We start from the raw sequence: 17,336 nt of genomic DNA on the forward strand, positions 1-17,336 counted from the left end.
TTGAGTTTGCGGCGTTTCACGGTCATGGAAAATCTTTGCGGTCGCATCGGAACTTCGCTGCTTCGGAAAATCCACTTCGCGCCGGGCGGTCGCTGATGCCGACGGGCAGCACGACATACCTCACCTCTGCCGAACTCGGACGGATTCGGCGCGCCGTCGGCATAGCCCGTCTGATGGATACCGCAGTCAGATTGCCGGTCATCGGCGTGCGGATTGGTGCGGACTCGGTCCTCGGCCTCCTCCCGGCCATCGGCGACGTTGCCGGATCGCTGATCGGTCTGTTCATCATCGACGAGGCAAGGCGGCTTGGTCTTCCCGCCCACAAACTCGCCCGCATGGGCGTCAATCTCGGCGTCGACGCCGCCTGCGGCACGGTCCCGCTGATCGGCGATATCTTCGATATCTATTTCAAGTCTCACCGTCGCAACGTCGGCATCATCCTCGACCACTTTGGCGTAAGCGAAGACGAGCTGAACCGGCGAACCTGACGAAACCAATCGTCCCGGGATTGTATCACGTCCGAGCAACCTTCCCCGCCAGGAACGCCAGAGCCGCAGCACCGATTAGGCCCGAGTTCTGATCCAGTGCTGCCAGCATCACCTTGACATCCTTGAATGCCGGCATTGCCCACTGGCTGATATAGGCTTGAATGCCCGGTTGCAGCCGGTCGAATTCGTGGGAAAGCCCTCCCCCCATGACGATGATATCGGGACTGAAGATATGGATCAGGCTGGTGAAGCCGCGGCCGAGAATTTCCGCTTCCTCATCGATCAGCTGATTGGCGAGACGATCGCCATTTCTGGCTGCCGCGAAAACGCTGCGGCTGTCGATGGCGCCGCCGTTGGTGCCTAACGTCGTCTCGTGGCTTTCCATCGCCCGCATTTGCGCGCGCCGCGCAAAAGCCGGTCCGGATCCATAGGCCTCGAAACAGCCCCTGTTGCCGCAAGGGCAAAGCTCTCCGTTCGGCACGACCGACATGTGGCCGACATGCGCCGCCATGCCCTTGCGGCCGCGCACGACGCGGCCGTCCGAGATAACGCCACCGCCGATCCCGGTGCTCACCGTGACATAGACGAGGTTATCAAGCCCCTTGCCGATACCGAATTGCCACTCGCCGATCGCCGCGGCAATAGCATCGTTTTCGAGGTCGACCGGGAACGGAAACCGCTTCTGCAACTCCGCCTTCAGCGGAAAATCGACGAAGCCCGAGAGGGTCGGAATGTCAGTCGCGACACCGGCGACCGTATCGAGCGGGCCCGGAGCGGATACGCCGACGCCGACCACCGAAGCGGGGTTCGATGCTGCAAGCAGTCTATCGGCCAGGCCGCAAATCTGGACGAGCACCCGGTCGGGGCCGGCCAGCGCATCCGTTGGTTCGGCTAAGCGCGCCAGGATCCTGCCCTGCTCATCGACAAGGGCGGCCCGCACCTGCGTTCCGCCGAGGTCTATACCAATGGCAACCTGCTGCATGTGAAGACCAAAAGTTAGAGTGCGCGGACCCATGCCATCCGCTCTTCGAGCGATGGCGCATTGAAAGCCAGGGAACCGAGAACCACCGTTTCCGCACCCGACTGGCGCAGGAGAGGCACAGTGTGCTCGCGAATACCGCCATCGGCCGCAAGCACGATTCGATCGGCCGCGCCGCAGCCGGCGATGATCTGCTTTGCCTGTTGAAGCCGGGCGCCGGCCTTTTCGTCGAGGCCCTGGCCCTTGACGCCGATCGCCGTGCCAAGCAGCGTCACAAAACGCAGCCTGGAAGCGTATTTTTCGATCCGCTCGACGGGGGTATCGACCTTGAGGACCATTCCGGCTGCAATACCGCGGCGATCGAGAAGATCTAGAGCCTCGTCGGCGACGCTTTCGTTTTCGACATGAAGGCTGATCAGATCGCTGCCGGCATCGGCGAACTGCTCGACCTGCGACAGGATGATACTGTCCGCAACCATCAGATGAACGTGGATCGGGTGCGTGGAAACTTTGCGCACACCGGCGACGACATCGGGGAAAAACAACATTGCCGGCGCGAAATGCCCATCGGCGACATCGATGTGGAGGATGTCGACGTGAGGATCGACACGCGCGAGATCATCGGCGAGACGCATCAGATCGGCCGACCAGACGGAGAATTCGGCAATCAATCGATCCTTCGGAAGATCGGCGATCCAGGTTTTTTCGGGGGTAGGCATTGTTTCAGAGCTCCTTCAGAAAATTACCGACGGCAAGCCGAAAGTCGGCGACGTATTGCGGACGGCTCTCAGTTTTCGGCGTGATCTGTACGAAACGCGCGCCGGCAATCCGCGCGGCAAGAGCACGCGCGTAGGAGAGAGGATGAATGCTATCGTGATCATGGCCGATGACGAGCGTCGGCAAGGCGAGATTGCGAACGTCCGCGTCAGTCACATCAGGGCCGCCATTTGAGATCCTGGTCAGCAGTTCGGCGGTCACGTCCAGAGGCGTGCGGGAGAAAAAACCGGCAAGCGAGGCGAGATTGTCCGGGGCCTCGGCGGCGAGCCGCACTCCGACAGGACCGGCAAGAAATGCCTGCTTTGCTTCATCCGGCGGCAGGGTTTTTAGAAGCCGCCCGACTTCGGCATTGGGCGCCATATTGTCCGGCGCCGAAGCCGTCAGCCAGGCCGACCTTGCAATGATCAGAGCGTTGACAAGATCGGGCCGCTTGACCGCGAGACGCAAGGCGATCGCAGCACCCATCGAGATGCCGCCAATCACGACCGGCACCGCAAGGTTTTTCTCGATATAAGCGGCGATATCATCGCAGAAGGTCGAAATCGACAACTGCTCCAGATTGCCGGCTCGAGAACGGCCGTGACCGCGGGCTTCGACCGTAACCCGGCGATATCCGGTTTCGCGCGGAAAGACCTCATCCGTCTGCGCCGCGTCGCCGCATAGGCCGTGCTGGAATATTGCTGACACGCCCTCGCCCGCCATGTCGACGTTGAGAATGGTCCCATCGTTGGTTTCGAACGATTGAGCCCGTCTCACCGTCCTCTCCCCGCGCCTTCGCAGTCGAGCGCACTCTTCAGGAAGGTCGCCGCACCCGCCGCCTCCGAGGCTGAGAGACCATGCGTGACAAGACTGCCGGAAAAGCCAATCGCCTTGAGGCAGCGAAGATAATGCGCATAGTCGAGGACGCCCTTGCCGGCGGTCGCGAAACTGCCGTCGGGATGGCGGTCTTTCGCATGCGCCATGACGATCCGATCGGCCAGAAGATCGATCGCGGAAGACACGATGCGCCGCTGATCGTCCAGCGTCGCAACCTCGAAAAGATTGGCCGGATCGAGCACGATCTTGATGCGAGGGCTCTTCAGCGCCGAGATCAGCCGATGGGCTTTCTCAGCCGAGTTGACCACATTGGCAAGCTCGGGCTCGATACCGAGATCCACATCGTAGCGCTCGGCGATTGTGACGGCCGCTTCCATGGCTTCGAGGAGATCGCGCCAAGCTGCCGGCGTGTTGTTGTCGGCATGCGCCTTCCATTGGTCGATGGAGTCGCGTGTGCCGGTGCAGAGCGTGATCAAGCCCGTTGACATGCCGACGCAACGCTCGGCCAACGTCGCCAATTTTCGAAGCCCGACCTCGCGCATGGAAGGATCGGGATGGATCATGTTGTAGGTGCCGGATACGGCGACGATCTCGACGCCGCTGCTACGCGCCGCCTCAGTGACCGAGCGGGCCTGGGCCTCGCTAATCGTCTCCGGCATTGGTGGCAGGCCCGAGCAGGCCATATTGTATTGCGCCGAGGTGAACCCGGCCTCCGCGACCGAATTGAGGACGATCGAGGGTTTCGTACCGTCGAAGGTCTTTGCGAAAATGCCGAGCTTCATCACACGCCACCCGTGACGTCAGCCAGCGCAACCGCCTTGCCGCTTTCGACGGAACGCGCGACGGCGACCATCGCCCGTACGGAGGCCAGGCCATCATCGATGTCGGCGCCTTCCATCACTGCGCCATCCAGAATGGTGCGGGCGAAGCCTTCGACCTGACGGCGGTAGAAATGACCGTCGGCACCGAGAACGCGATGGGTCGCGCCGTCCGCTTCCCGGAAAATGTCGACCTCGCTGGTCTTGTAGTACCACGGGTTATAGGTCTTGCCCAAAATGCTGCCGTTCCTGCCGTAGATCTGGAAACCTTCGTGCCAGTCCATGCGCACCTGCACGGTGAGATCGAGGTGGCCGAGCGTGCCGGTGGCAAATTCCACCTCGACGAACCAGCACCAGATACCGGCTCGCTCGGACAGACGAGCCGCGACGGAAACGATATCGCCGGCGAAATACCGTGCCGTGTCGATCAGGTGGCAACCATGCGCAAGCATGTAGTAGCGGCGCAGGTCGGCTTTCGGATTGGCGGAGGGTTTTCGCGCATTGGCGCTGCTGACGATCAGGGGCTGGACTGCATCGGTCATCGGATAGCGATGGGTGCTGTCGCAATACCATGCTTTCAGAGCGACCATCTCACCCATCTCATCGCGGATGAAGGATTTCGCCGCCTGGAGCCCTGCGTCGAAACGCTTCATATGCCCGACTTGAAACACTTTTCCCGACCGATCGACCGCCGCCTTCAATTCAAGGCATTCCTCGACGGTGACACCGACGGGTTTCTCGCACAAGACATGCTTGCCGGCCTGAAGGGCGCGGATGGAGGCCGGGACGTGAAAAGCATCGGCGGTCGCGATGATCACGGCATCGAGGTCGGGATCGGCCAGCATCTTGTCGTAGTCGTCATAGGTTTTGCCGGCCCCATGAGTGATTGCCATACGCTGGCGAAGATCCTCGGCTACGTCGCAGATCGCATAGAGATCGGCATTGGCAGCCTTCGTGCAGCTCTCGAAGTGGGCCGCCTGGGCAATCTGGCCGGCTCCCAGTACGCCGATGCGGAGGCGTCGTTCCTGTTTTGCTGGCATCGATAAGCCCTTTGTCGGATGTTGAAGATGAACGCCGGTTTCGGCGCCGAATGGGGTGGCTTTCAAGACGTCAAACGCCGAAGACGTCTTCTGCCGGCCGAACCGCCATCGGCGCCTCTCGGCTTTTCCCAGGTCAGTTCAAAGCCATGTGCGTTTGAGGATGGAAGAAATGAAGTTTCGCCGGGTCGATTGCCAGATTGATCGATTGGCCCGTCTCGACCGCGCTGACAGCTTCGAAGCGAGCGACGGCGTTGGCGGCGCCGCTCAAGTCTTCGACGGCGTCGGGGTCGCCCGAGTCGATCCGGACCGCGTCGATCTTCAAATGCACGATCAACTCCGAGCCAAGCTCCTCGATCGACTTCACGACAACCGGGATCGTCGGATAGGACGCCCCGGACGGCAACTGGCTGTCGTAGAGATCCTCGGGCCGGACGCCAAAGATCAGGGCTTTTCCCTCGAAAGCGGAAAGGCCGGGAGCCCGCTCAAACGTGCCGTCGGACAGGGGGATGGAGAAGCCCGGCAGATGGATCCGCATGCCCTCCAGACGCCCTTCGAATAGGTTCATCGAGGGCGACCCGATGAAGCCTGCGACAAACGCATTGACCGGGCGGTGATACAAAGCCTTGGGCGTGTCCACCTGCTGTAGCACGCCGCCCTTCAGCACCGCGACGCGATCGCCCATGGTCAAGGCTTCGGTCTGGTCGTGCGTCACGTAAATCGTCGTGACGCCCAGCTGTTTCTGCAGGCTTGCGATCTCCGCGCGCATTTGAACACGCAGCTTGGCATCGAGGTTGGAAAGCGGTTCGTCCATGAGGAATGCCGCGGGCTCGCGGACCATGGCGCGGCCCATCGCAACACGCTGGCGCTGGCCGCCGGAAAGCTGTGCGGGCTTGTTGCCCAGCAAGCTTTCCAGCTGCAAGGTCTTGGCAATCTCATGCACGCGCTTGGTTCGCTCGACCTTGGTCTTTCCGGCCAGCTTCATCGAAAAGGCGATGTTGTCGAACACCGTCATGTGCGGATAAAGCGCATAACTCTGGAAGACCATGGCAATGTCCCGGTCCTTGGGGGCGAGATCGACGACGTCCTGACCGCCGATGCTCAAGGTTCCACTGCTGATTTCCTCAAGCCCGGCAATCATGCGGAGCGCGGTCGATTTTCCGCATCCGGATGGACCGACCAGGATCAGAAACTCGCCATCATGGATCGTCAGGCTCAGATCCTTGATCGCATGGTAGCTGTTTCCATAGGTCTTGCAGATTTTGTCCAGTACAACCACAGCCACGTCTCATCCTCCCATATCAGTCCGGATCACGTCTTCAAACGGCGCTCCCACCGTCTCCGATGCTTTCGACAAGAAGGCTCAGGCCTGACCTTAAAAGTCAACAAAAGAATCGATGTCAAAGCGCCATGCGTTATCGACTATTTACTATATCTATTTGAATTTGTTCATGTTTAATCCGATAACAATGGGCTTTTTTGCGAAACAATATTTTTTAACGCGCGTAATTTTTAAGGTCGGCACGGCAGCTATTGGAGGATCTTTCAACCCCTTACAATCAGCCGTGCGACTCCCCCGGGCAGTGGACGACGTCGGCACGCACTACCTCGCGCTAATCGTGATATCGCGGAATCGGGCGCGGCACGGGTGCATTTTCCGCCGCCATCCATGTCAGGCATGTTCGATTGTCTGGCAGGCCTCTGCGCCCTCCCCGTGCGGTCACGGAAATGGCGGCAGCCGTCGTGGCATAGGCAACGCAATCAAGCGGGCTCTTACCCTCAGCAAGCGCAAGAGCGTAGGCACCGTGAAAGCAATCGCCGGCGCCGGTCGTGTCGACCGCCTGAACCTGATAGGCCGGCAAATGCCAGCGGGTGGCGTCGCCTTTCTGGCGCAGGTTGCTCCCTCGTTCGCCATCGGTCAGGACAACAGCGGACCGATCCGTTGACCAAAGCTTCTCCAGGATGATCGCTGGATCATTTTCACCGGTGTAATCTCTAGCGAAAGCGAGCGGCAGCACCAGATGGTCGGCGAAGGCGAGGATTCGGTCCGTCGCGGCACCGACCGTCCATTCGATATCGGCTATCACGGCTAGGCCAAGCGCGCGCGCCCGCGCCACAACACTTTCCGAGTGCGTCGCGTAACCATCGATCAGCAGGACCGGGGCCTGCATCAAAACATTGTCGGGCAGCGCGTCCGACGTGCCGTGCAGCACATCGTCGTCATAGGCTATGAACCGGTCGCCGTCAGGACCGACCGTGATCACCGAGCGGATCGGCGCGGCAGCGGCATGGCGTGGCGCCAGAGATATGTCGACACCCTCGCGCTCGAGCTCGGCACCGGCCAGATCGGCCGCAGGCTCATCGCCGAGCCATCCGATGAAGCCGGCGCGCCCGCCAAGCCGGGCGACGGCGACAAGAGCCGTCGCCACGTTGCCGCCATGGTCCGTAGTCCGCTTCGTCACCTTCCCCTTGCCGGCCGAAAGCCCTCGATCAACATAGATGATGTCATCGATTGCCAGGGCGCCGAAGCCCAGAACCTGGAGCGAGCGCGACATGTCTCAAGCCCCGGCAGCCGCCAGTGCCTCCTCTGGCGCCATCCCCTTATGAATGACGAGCTTGAAGGCGCGCGCCGCCATGGTCGTATCGCCGTGCCCCCAGAGGTTGCGGCCGACGACCGCCCCCTTGGCGCCAGCGCGCAAGGCTTCCGAGGTCTGGACGAGCGCTCCAAGCAGCGTATCGGTCTTCGGGCCGCCGGCAATCACAACCGGGATCGGGCAGGTCGCGACAGTTTCCCGGAAGGACTCGAAATCTCCGGTGTAGCCGACCTTGATCACGTCGACGCCGGCTTCGAAACCGATACGAACCGCATAAGCAATTTCATCCGGGGTAAACACGATCTTGCCGCCGTCGGAGAAATCCCGGGGATAGACGTGGGCGACAACCGGCATCTCGTAGCGAGCGGCGGCGTTGACCGTGTCGGTGAGCCAGCGGATGTACTCTCCTTCGGTGGCGCCGCGCACCGGAATGGCGACAGCCAGGGCGTCTGCACCATAGCGCACAGCGTCTTCCGGGGTCGCAATGAGCTGGCGAATCCGGTCGTCGGCGGTGAAGCAGCCACCCTGAATGACGAGGGCTGCCTTCCCGGCGTATTCCGACCAAAGGTGCCGCGCCGCGCCAGGCTGGATGCTGATGTAGTCGGGGCCTCCCGCCATGACGCGTTTGAGCGCGCCCGGCAGATCGGCAAGCCCGCCCTCACGAACATTGCCATAACCGACAAAATGATCGACCGCGCCTCCAAACAAATGACCCGATGGGTTCGAGAACAGGCGTGCGAGGCGGATTTTGGTTCCGAGACCCATGGCGATACTTCCTTTAAGATTGCTGGCTTTACGATTGCTGGCTTTGCGATTGACGGCTTCGTTGCTGGAAAAACCCTAACTCGAAAACAAACAAATGTTCAATATTTCGAATTCTTTCGTTTCCACGCGGCAAGAAAATTTTTAACGTGCTTTTTTCACTCCAAGGAGCTATTTCTGCAGCAGAAGCCGTACAAACACGCGGCTGGCTTTCGTTTTTCAAAAGTCGCTTTATCGCAACGGCGCGCGCGGCAGTCGGGATCGCATATGCTTGCAGAACAGAGGCGGCAGCAGATCATGCTGGAACTTCAACGGGTCGGCCAGGCTCGCACCCGCCAGCTCGCGGTATTCTTCGAGGTCTCGGAAGTCACGATCCGCTCCGACCTCGAGATCATGGATGCAAAGAAGCAGTTGATCAAAACCCATGGTGGGGCAATCGCTTTGCCGTCCGACTCGCCGGCCGCAGCCTTCGAGGAACGCATGCAGCGTAATTTCGATGCGAAGCGGCGCATCGCCCAGATGGCCGCGCGGCAGATCATCGACAACCAGTCGATCGTCTTCGACAGCGGTTCGACGTTGCTGCAGGTGGCCATGCAGATGCCCCAGGTCAACAACGTCGTGGTCGCGACGACGGCGATGAACATCGCGCAGCACCTGATGTACCGGCCGGGACTTGACGTGCACATGATCGGCGGCCGGGTGTTTCCCAGCACCGTCAGCACGATCGTATCGGACTCCGATAAGGCGGTCGGCGGTCTCGTCGCCCACCAGGCCTTTGTCAGCGCTCACGCGATCGATCAGGCCTTCGACGTCGTCGATGTCTCAGAAGATATTGCGCGGACCAAGCGCAACCTGGTTCGCATGGCCCGGCGTGTCGTACTTGTGGCGGATTCGAGCAAATTTGACATCGGCGCCTCCTCCAAAGCCTTCTCGCTGTCGCGCGTCGATCTGATCATCACGGACAGCAACATGCCGCACAGCATTCGCCACCGATTGGACAAGCTCGGCGTGGAGGTGCGCTACGCGTGACCGGCAGCCAGCCTCGCCAATTCAGCCGCGAGCCGGGAGAGGCATTGTCGCGCGCGGAAGATTTTCGTCGACCCCAAGGGAAACGAGGCGCGTTAGAACCCCAGCTGTCGAAGCGTCTCGCGGTTCACGCGAACGGCCGCCGCCGGATCGGTTCCGGCATGGTCCGATTCTTCCTCCACCACGATCCAGCCGGTGAACTCCGGCGCATCCCGAACGGCCGAGATCACGGCGGGCACGTCGCAGACGCCTTCGCCGAGCATCGCCCAGATCCCGCCGGCGTCGACATCCTTCAGATGCACGTAGCGGATACGGTCCCGGTAGGCCGAAAGCGTTTCGTCGATCTGCTGGCCGCCGCGCAGAATATGGCCGGTGTCCGGCACCCAACCCACCCGTGGATCGAGGAGAACAAACAGGCGGTCATAATCGTTCCGGGTGAAGAGAAGCGTATTGTGGTGCGAGGAAGGGTGGACAGCAACGGCGACACCGGCCGACCGTCCGATCTCGGTCGCGCGATTGTAGCACTCCGCTGCGATGGCGAATTTCTCATCGCGCGGGCCATCCGAAACGACGGTGGCCGATCCCATCGACACCATCGCACCGGGAAAGTTCGCCACGAAATCCACCCAGCGCCGCGCCGTCTCCAGATCGGAAGCGATTTTTTCCGCCACCGTGAAGCCGCTGGCGGAGCCGAAGGCAAAGGAAACCAGCGTCAAACCGGCGTTTGTCAAAGTACGGGCAAAGTCGGCAGGCTTAAGCACGTAGTGACCGATCATCGTGTCGGTGATTTCGAGACCGGCATATCCGCCATCGGCGATGGCGCGCACCAGATCATCCGGCCCCCCGCCCCAACCCTTGCCCAGCATCTCCCAGGTGAATGTCTGGCAGCCGATTTTCAGCGCAGCATTGTTCATAATTTGGTCCTGACCTATTCGTTGGTGACAGCCGATATCGAAGCCGGCGCCTTCGCGGAGGCGATCATCGAGGCACTTGGTGTCCGCATTGCCGAAACGCATTCTTCAACAAGAGGGTCGAGACCCTCTTCATCGGGGAGTTGCGACGCCTCCCAACGTCTTGTCATTTCGTAGGGGAAAATGTTAGCGTGCGTCAACATAATTTATATCTCGCGCGTCAAACATAGCATTCCTCAACTCTGTGAGCACGCAACGGCAAGGTCAGGTCTAGATGGAAGGGACCAATGAAATGAAACTCAAGATCGGCGTTGTGGGATGCGGCAACATTTCGCTCGCCTATATGCGCAATGCGCCGCTGTTTCGCGGCGTCGAGATCACCGCCTGTGCCGATCTCAATGCAGACGCCGCCAAGCGCCGCGCCGCTGAGTTCAACCTGCGGGCGGCCGACGTCGATGCCCTCATTGACGATAAGAACATCGACCTGATCCTCAACTTGACGATCCCGGCTGCCCATTTCGACGTCTCGATGCGGGCGGTGTCGGCGGGCAAACATGTCTTTACCGAGAAGCCGCTCGGCGTCACGGCCGCAGAAGGACGCCGATTGGTGGATGCGGCCGCCGAAAAGGGCCTCATGCTCGGTTCGGCGCCGGACACCTTCCTCGGGGCAGCCGGACGTCATGCCCGGCGGCAGATGGAAGCCGGCGCCATCGGCAAGCTGGTGACGGGGACAGCCTTCATGATGGGCCGCGGCATGGAGCACTGGCATCCGGACCCCAGCTTTTACTATCAGGCCGGCGCCGGCCCGGTCATGGATATGGGCCCCTACTATCTCACGATGATGGTCAATCTGATGGGGCCGATCCGACGTGTGCAGGCCGTTGCCACAAGCGGGCAGGAAGAGCGGCTCATCACCGCCGAAGGGCCGAAGCAGGGCACCAGGTTCAAAGTGGGAACACCGACCAGCGTGCTTTCGCTGCTGGAATTTGATTGCGGCGCCACAGTCACCTTCGGCACCTCCTGGGACGTCTTCCGCCACTCCAACCACCCCATTGAGCTGCACGGCACCGAAGGATCGCTACGCCTGCCCGACCCTGATAATTTCAGCGGCCGTGTCGCGCTCTCCAGTCGTGGCGCGCCCTGGCAGGAAACCGATACATCAGGCGAACTCTTCGGTGCGGCCAATTGGCCGATCGCAGCACCGGACCGCGCCAACTATCGCATGCTTGGTCTTGCCGATCTTGCCCGCGCCATCATCGAAGGCCGTACGCCGCGCGCTTCAGGCGATCTCGCGCTGCATGTGCTAGATGTCATGGAAGCAACCCTCCGGGCAGGTGAAACCGGTGTCGCGCAGACCATTCCAGGTACTGTTGCCCAGCCAAGGGAATTGCGGGAAGACGAAGCACGGAGCCTGCTTGCATGACACAACTGGATGAATCCGCAAAACGCGCACTTGCGTGGCCGGGCGATCCGCAGGAGCCTGTGGAAAGCTGCACGCCGGCGCTGGCGCGGCAACAATATCTGGACGGTTTCGCAGACATCCAGTGGCCGCTCGAGGATGTGGCCGAGATACTGGAAAGGCATGCCGGCGCCATCCGGCTGAAGATATGGCGCGGCCGCACAACGCCGCGCGAGCGGGCTCCCGCCTTGCTTTATATCCATGGTGGCGGCTTTGTGATCGGCGCGCCGGAAACCCATGAGGACATTTGCCGGACGCTTGCCAATATCGCTGGCGCCGTCGTGGTTTCGCCCGACTACCGCCTCGCCCCGGAACATCCCTTTCCGGCGGCGATCGAAGACTGCGCAGCCGCGCTCGTCTGGATGACGGATCAGGCTGCTGCACTCGGCATCGATCCGGCGCGAATTGTCGTTGGCGGCGACAGCGCCGGCGGAAATCTCGCCGCCGTCATCGCTCTGCTGGCACGCGACGGACAGGTGCCGGCTGTCATCGGTCAGGTGCTGATCTATCCGGTGACCGACCAGTTGCAGGCAACCGACAGCTACTTGCGTTACGATGAGGGTTTCGGCCTGACGTCAGCGGCGATGCGATGGTTCCGGGACCACTATCTGCCGGACCCTGCTAGCCGGTCCGACTGGCGGGCCTCGCCGCTTCGCGCCGCGTCACTGGCGGGCGTGGCGCCCGCCGTCGTGATCCTTGCCGGCCACGACGTGCTGTTTGACGAAGGGGCCCTCTATACCGAGCGGCTGAGCTCCGAAGCCCAGGCCACAAGCCACACCTGGCCTGGACAGATCCATGGCTTCGTCTCGAAGCGCCGGGCCATTCCGGAGGCGCAAGAGGCTCTTGAAGCCATTGCAACGGCATGGCGCACCATGGACCCGGCGCTCACGCGTTGAGCCCGCCTCAAGCCGAGTCGCGCATCACCAGTGTTGCTTCCAGGATGACCCTCTTTATCGAAGGGGTCGTCCCCTCGTCCTCGCTTTCGATATGAGACAGCAAAAGCTCCACGGATTTCGCTGCGATCTCCGGCGCGTTCTGGGCCATCGTCGTCAGCGACGGACAGGTATATCGGCTCAGCGGATGATCGTCGTGCCCGGCGATGCGCACGTCGCAACCGTCGTTGCGCCCGATTTTCAGGCCGGAAGCGAATGCGGCCGCCATGGCGCCGAAAGCGAAGCGGTCGTTGGCGCAGAGCAGTGTTTTGCCGGGCAGGCCGCCACGCGCAAGAATTCTCTGCATCTGCTCGTATCCGAGACGCTCGAACTCCCAGGACGGTGGTGCGTCACAATCGATGACCAGCGGTGAATGCCCTTCCCTTGCCATGGTCGCGCGGTAGCTCGCCTGCCGCTCGCCGGCGTTTTCCGTCAGATGCGGAATTTCCAGGAATATCGGCGGCTCACCGGACCGGCAGAGATATTGCACGATGGCTGCCATGCTTTGTGCGTTGTCGTTGCCGACATAAGGAAGGTCGCCGCTGGCCGGATTGTCGAAGCAGACGACGGGGATTGCGTCCTTCAGTCTTTCCAGCGCGGAGCGGCGCAAGCCGGCTCCGAGCGGCGCCACGATCGCACCTGCAACCTTCAGCGAGAGCAATGTCCGCACCGCCTCGGCCTCCAGCTCCGGCCGCGTGTGCGAAGAGATCTGGACCGGCCAGAAGCCTTTTTCGCGCAACTCCAGCTCGATCAGCGACACGACCTGCACATAAAAGGGATCCGACATGGTCGGGACCAGGATCCCGATATTTCTGGTCCGCTTGCGATTGAGGTGCCGCGCGAAAAGGTTCGGCTCGAAATTCGACTTCTTGAGGGCCGCCTCGATACGCTTGCGGGTCACCTCCTTGATCTGCGAGGGATCATCGAAATATTTCGACAGCGTCGGACGCGATACGCCGGAGGCGGTCGCGAAATCGTCCATCGATTTATAACTTTTCTTGGCCATTCAGTTCCTTATCGGCGGGACGAGGCGCCGGATCAAAATGATTTCGCATCAACGGCAAATCCACTGACGCGCCAAATCACGCATGGGGCAATTTGTACAGAGCGTTTTTGGCGCCCGGAATTGCAGACTCGGCTCCCTTTCGAAAACCGAAATATTCCCTCCACCTGCGATTTGCAGCGGCTGCGCCTCGTGGCTGCAAAAACGCTTGTTTCAGGCCGCAAATCGGAAAATTTCGCAGTGAAGATGACGCACTTCCCATGTTTCGTCTTGTTGAGCAAACTTTCATTTGTTTACGAAAGTAAAGAAAAAATGAGTCACAAGCAACACAAATGCTTGAAAAAAGAATTGATTCCAACGGTAGATTTTATCCTGTCTTGTCAGTTACTTATCCTGTTATTCGCCGCCAACGCAGGTCTCTCATCCTTTCTCGATCGCAGTTCTTCGTTGACAGATAGGTGCCTCAGGGAACCTACTTTGTCTACGGTCTTGAGGAGGATCGATTAACTGAAATCTATGGGAGGCACAGATGAATATTAGAAAATTCAGCATGACGATGCGGGCTGCCGTGGCTGTATGGGCGCTTTGCGCCACATCGGCATTTGCCGACACCACCATCGAATTTATTCAATGGTGGGAACCGGAAATGCCGTCCGGGGCCCTGCGCGGCATCATGAACGATTTTGAGGCGGCAAACCCCGGCATCAAGGTGACGCTGGTTAGCGGCCCCTATGCCACGACGCGTGACCAGATCGTCGTCGGCGCCGCCTCCGGAACCCTCAGCGACGTCGTCGGCCTGGATGGCGCCTGGGTCAACGGGCTCGCCAAGCAGGGCGCGATCGCCTCCATGGACGAACTGATGGAGAAGGCGAAATACGACAAGAGCCAGATCACCGATATCGTCAAGGTCGATGGCAAGAGCGTGATGTTCCCGCTGGCTTCCTTCGTCTACCCGGTCTTCGTCAACCTGGATATCGCCAAGGCGTCTGGCGTCGACAAATTGCCGACCACGCGCACGGAATTCGCCGAAGCCGCCAAGAAGATGACCGACGGCTCGAAGAACCAGTATGGTTGGGTTCTGCCGCTATCGCTGCAGTCCCCGAGCGGAATCCAGAATGACGTGATGTCCTGGGTCTGGGCCTCCGGCGCCTCGATGATGAAGGACGGCAAGCCCGATCTTGAAAATGACGCCGTCGTCGGCACGCTCGACTATCTTGCTTCCCTCAACAAGGAAGGCGTTATTTCTCCCGGCATTTTCGCCAAGAAGGAACAGGACAAGGTCGAGGAATTCGTCAATGGCCGCGTCGGCATGATGGTCGATTCCCTCGCACATGTGAACCTTATCCGCGAGCGCAATCCGAAGCTCAAGTTCGGCATCTCGGCCCTGCCCGCAACCGACGGCTACACCGGCAAACGCGGCATGCCCTATGCGTCCTGGGGCATCGGCATCAGCGACGGCAGCAAGCACAAGGAAGAAGCCTGGAAGCTTGTGGAATATCTGATGAGCCCCGACGTCAATGGCCGTCTGGTCTCGATTGCCAACGCCTTCCCCGGCAACGTCCATGCCAAACCGGACTTCGTGGCATCGGACCCGATCTTCGCGGAAGCTTTTAAAATCTTCCAGAGCGGCTATCCTGCCAACGAATTCGTCGGCCTTCCGGTAGCCGAAGAGCTGATGCGGGACATGAACGTCGAAGTTCAAAAGATGTTCGACGGCGGCCAGTCGGCCAAGGATGCGGCTGCCAATACCGAGAAGGTCTGGCTCGCGAAGTTCTAATGCATGTCGCCCGGAAGTGCGCGGCGGTTCCGGGATAACGACATGCATAAAACAAAGGACTAAAGCACGTCGCTTTCACGAGATCACCGGCAGAGCGACCTGGCGCTGCCGGTGAAAGTCGTCAAATCTTCGCATAATGGGAAGTCACAGCTCATGAATCATTCCGCTCCGGCTCTGGTCGCTGCGCAAGTCAAAGCGCGAAGGAAAGGAAGACTTCGTTACAGCACCTTGAGGAAGCTGGTGCCGTATTTCTACGTGTCGCCGGCCACCCTGCTGCTGGTTCTGCTGATGCTGTTCCCCATGGTGATGGTCTTCAAATATTCATTGATGGACGGCGCCATCATGAAAAAGGACGCTGCGTTCGCAGGGGTCCAGAATTACCTGACCATCTTCGAAAATCCGGTGTTCTGGCAGTCGGTCGCCCAGACGATGTATTTCACGATCATGAGCGTCGTCTTCCACTTCATCATCGGCTTGGCTTTCGCGCTGCTGTTGAACACCAACCGCGTCGATCCGCTTATTCGGAGCGTCCTGCGTGTGCTCTTCATCCTGCCCTGGCTGTTCACCGCCGTGATCATCGCCATCATCTGGCGTTTGCTGCTCGATCCGAACGGCGTCGTCAACAGCGTGCTGATGGCGCTCCACATCATCAATTTCAAGGTCGAGTGGTTTTCCTCGACCCGCACCGCCATTCACGCCTTGACCTTTGCAAACATCTGGGCGGGTTATCCGCTTTATATGGTCAGCCTGCTTGCCGGTCTCCAAGGCATTTCGAAGGAGCTTTACGAGGCAGCCGGGATCGATGGTGCCAACGAACTGGAAAAATTCTGGTACATCACCATCCCGCAACTGATGCCGATCATCATCAGCATCGCGCTTCTCGATTTTATCTGGACGATGCAGGTTTTTCCGCTCGTCTGGATGACGACGGGCGGCGGTCCGATCTATTCGACGGAAGTGCTATCCACCTTCACCTACAAGCTCGCCTTCTCCCAATATGAATTTTCGCTGGCTTCGGCGAGTGCAATGATCATCCTCATCATTTCGATGAGCGTCACCTACTTCTACATCAAACACCAGCAGCGAAGGTGACCGTCATGGCAAAGCGTTCCTTCAAGAACTCGGCACTGCCGACCATCCTGACCTATCTCGGACTGGCGATCGGCCTGGTCTTTTCGACCTTCCCGATCGTCTGGATGTTTTTCAGTTCACTGAAATCGAATACCGAAATCTTCGCTCTTCCGCCGCGGCTTTTGCCGAAGGATTTTACCCTGGCCGCCTATCTGACGATCTTCAACGATCCGGTGAAGGTGCGGTTCTTCATCAACAGCTACTTCGTCGCCGGCGTCGTCACCTGCCTCACCCTCGTCATCGCTATCCTGACTGCTTACGGCTTCAGCCGCTATTCCTTCCGCTTCAAGAATACCTTGAACATCTTCATCATCAGCACGCAGACCGTTCCGCCCATCACCCTTCTGATCCCCTATTTCGGAATGGTAGTCGCCTTCAGGATCTTCGACACATATCTGGCACTGATCCTCACCTATATGGTCTTTACACTGCCTTACGCAGTCCTGCTGATGACGGGCTATCTCAACACCTTACCGAAAGAGCTGGACGAGGCCGTTCTCGTCGATGGCGGTTCGAGCTGGACGGCACTTTGGCGCGTCATCGTGCCCGTCTCCATCCCCGGGATTGTTGCTACGGCGGTCTACACTTTTCTGCTGGCGTGGAATGAATTCCTCTTCGCACTGACGCTGACAAAATCGATGAATCTCAGAACCGTTCCGATCGGCATCCAGCTGCTGATGGGCCAGCATGCTTTCGAATGGAATGAAATGATGGCAATGAGCGTGCTCGGCTCCCTTCCCCTCCTGGTGCTTTACCTGGTTGCTCAACGCTACTTCCTGGCGGGCATGACCGCCGGTTCGGTCAAAAGCTGAGGGAGCGCAAACTC

The 17,336-nt window shown here is 59.9% G+C and carries 17 protein-coding genes; 7 read left to right on the forward strand and 10 right to left on the reverse strand.

The window, feature by feature from the left end:
- Positions 1 to 95 precede the first annotated feature (95 nt).
- Positions 96 to 488 (forward strand): DUF4112 domain-containing protein, encoded by a 393-nt coding sequence (locus HJB84_RS01105; protein WP_207584797.1) that lies wholly within the window; start codon positions 96 to 98, stop codon positions 486 to 488.
- Positions 489 to 513: 25 nt separating this feature from the next.
- Here the strand turns inward: HJB84_RS01105 and HJB84_RS01110 are convergent, their stop codons facing one another.
- The 8 genes from HJB84_RS01110 to HJB84_RS01145 all read right to left on the reverse strand — a co-directional run bounded on the left by HJB84_RS01110 (position 514) and on the right by HJB84_RS01145 (position 8,274).
- Positions 514 to 1,470, reverse strand: a complete 957-nt coding sequence (locus HJB84_RS01110) for an ROK family protein (protein WP_207584796.1) — start codon at positions 1,468 to 1,470, stop codon at positions 514 to 516.
- A 14-nt stretch (positions 1,471 to 1,484) separates the two neighbouring features.
- On the reverse strand, positions 1,485 to 2,186 hold the full coding sequence (locus tag HJB84_RS01115) for a ribulose-phosphate 3-epimerase (protein ID WP_221115029.1): 702 nt from the start codon (positions 2,184 to 2,186) through the stop codon (positions 1,485 to 1,487).
- Between the two features lie 4 nt (positions 2,187 to 2,190).
- Positions 2,191 to 3,000: an alpha/beta fold hydrolase gene (locus HJB84_RS01120; protein ID WP_221115030.1), complete on the reverse strand. Its 810-nt coding sequence runs from the start codon at positions 2,998 to 3,000 to the stop codon at positions 2,191 to 2,193.
- Positions 2,997 to 3,842: a sugar phosphate isomerase/epimerase gene (locus HJB84_RS01125; RefSeq protein ID WP_221115031.1), complete on the reverse strand. Its 846-nt coding sequence runs from the start codon at positions 3,840 to 3,842 to the stop codon at positions 2,997 to 2,999. The genes HJB84_RS01120 and HJB84_RS01125 overlap by 4 nt, the downstream gene beginning before the upstream one ends.
- Positions 3,842 to 4,918 carry a Gfo/Idh/MocA family protein gene (locus HJB84_RS01130; RefSeq protein WP_207584792.1) on the reverse strand — a complete coding sequence of 359 codons (1,077 nt, stop codon included), beginning with the start codon at positions 4,916 to 4,918 and terminating at the stop codon, positions 3,842 to 3,844. Before HJB84_RS01130 ends, HJB84_RS01125 begins: the two co-directional genes overlap by 1 nt.
- 133 nt (positions 4,919 to 5,051) lie before the next feature.
- Entirely contained in the window at positions 5,052 to 6,200 is a 1,149-nt protein-coding gene (locus HJB84_RS01135) for an ABC transporter ATP-binding protein (RefSeq protein WP_221115032.1), read from the reverse strand.
- Positions 6,201 to 6,528: 328 nt separating this feature from the next.
- On the reverse strand, positions 6,529 to 7,470 hold the full coding sequence (locus tag HJB84_RS01140) for a PfkB family carbohydrate kinase (protein ID WP_207584790.1): 942 nt from the start codon (positions 7,468 to 7,470) through the stop codon (positions 6,529 to 6,531).
- 3 nt (positions 7,471 to 7,473) lie between these two features.
- Positions 7,474 to 8,274, reverse strand: a complete 801-nt coding sequence (locus tag HJB84_RS01145) for a class I fructose-bisphosphate aldolase (RefSeq protein WP_207584789.1) — start codon at positions 8,272 to 8,274, stop codon at positions 7,474 to 7,476.
- A 264-nt stretch (positions 8,275 to 8,538) separates the two neighbouring features.
- On the opposite strand from HJB84_RS01145, the gene HJB84_RS01150 reads away from it, so the two are divergent.
- The gene (locus tag HJB84_RS01150) at positions 8,539 to 9,300 is read left to right on the forward strand and encodes a DeoR/GlpR family DNA-binding transcription regulator (protein WP_221115169.1); all 762 of its coding nucleotides are present in this window, start codon (positions 8,539 to 8,541) and stop codon (positions 9,298 to 9,300) included.
- A gap of 92 nt (positions 9,301 to 9,392) precedes the next feature.
- On the opposite strand, the gene HJB84_RS01155 is transcribed toward HJB84_RS01150, so the two are convergent.
- Positions 9,393 to 10,211, reverse strand: a complete 819-nt coding sequence (locus HJB84_RS01155; RefSeq protein ID WP_207584788.1) for a sugar phosphate isomerase/epimerase — start codon at positions 10,209 to 10,211, stop codon at positions 9,393 to 9,395.
- Between the two features lie 271 nt (positions 10,212 to 10,482).
- Here HJB84_RS01155 and HJB84_RS01160 point away from each other — a divergent pair, with 271 nt between their 5' ends.
- Entirely contained in the window at positions 10,483 to 11,631 is a 1,149-nt protein-coding gene (locus HJB84_RS01160; protein WP_221115033.1) for a Gfo/Idh/MocA family protein, read from the forward strand.
- Positions 11,628 to 12,563, forward strand: a complete 936-nt coding sequence (locus tag HJB84_RS01165) for an alpha/beta hydrolase (protein ID WP_207584786.1) — start codon at positions 11,628 to 11,630, stop codon at positions 12,561 to 12,563. The genes HJB84_RS01160 and HJB84_RS01165 overlap by 4 nt, the downstream gene beginning before the upstream one ends.
- A 7-nt stretch (positions 12,564 to 12,570) precedes the next feature.
- Here the strand turns inward: HJB84_RS01165 and HJB84_RS01170 are convergent, their stop codons facing one another.
- Complete coding sequence (locus HJB84_RS01170; protein ID WP_207584785.1) at positions 12,571 to 13,605, reverse strand: LacI family DNA-binding transcriptional regulator; 1,035 nt, start codon at positions 13,603 to 13,605, stop codon at positions 12,571 to 12,573.
- 526 nt (positions 13,606 to 14,131) lie between these two features.
- Here HJB84_RS01170 and HJB84_RS01175 point away from each other — a divergent pair.
- From HJB84_RS01175 to HJB84_RS01185, 3 genes are all read left to right on the forward strand, one after another.
- Entirely contained in the window at positions 14,132 to 15,379 is a 1,248-nt protein-coding gene (locus HJB84_RS01175; RefSeq protein ID WP_207584784.1) for a sugar ABC transporter substrate-binding protein, read from the forward strand.
- 153 nt (positions 15,380 to 15,532) lie between these two features.
- Entirely contained in the window at positions 15,533 to 16,471 is a 939-nt protein-coding gene (locus HJB84_RS01180) for a carbohydrate ABC transporter permease (RefSeq protein WP_207584783.1), read from the forward strand.
- 5 nt (positions 16,472 to 16,476) lie between these two features.
- On the forward strand, positions 16,477 to 17,322 hold the full coding sequence (locus HJB84_RS01185; protein ID WP_207584782.1) for a carbohydrate ABC transporter permease: 846 nt from the start codon (positions 16,477 to 16,479) through the stop codon (positions 17,320 to 17,322).
- The last annotated feature ends 14 nt before the right edge of the window (positions 17,323 to 17,336 follow it).

Origin of the sequence: Rhizobium sp. NZLR1b (assembly GCF_019685155.1) — a bacterium.
GTDB lineage: Bacteria > Pseudomonadota > Alphaproteobacteria > Rhizobiales > Rhizobiaceae > Rhizobium.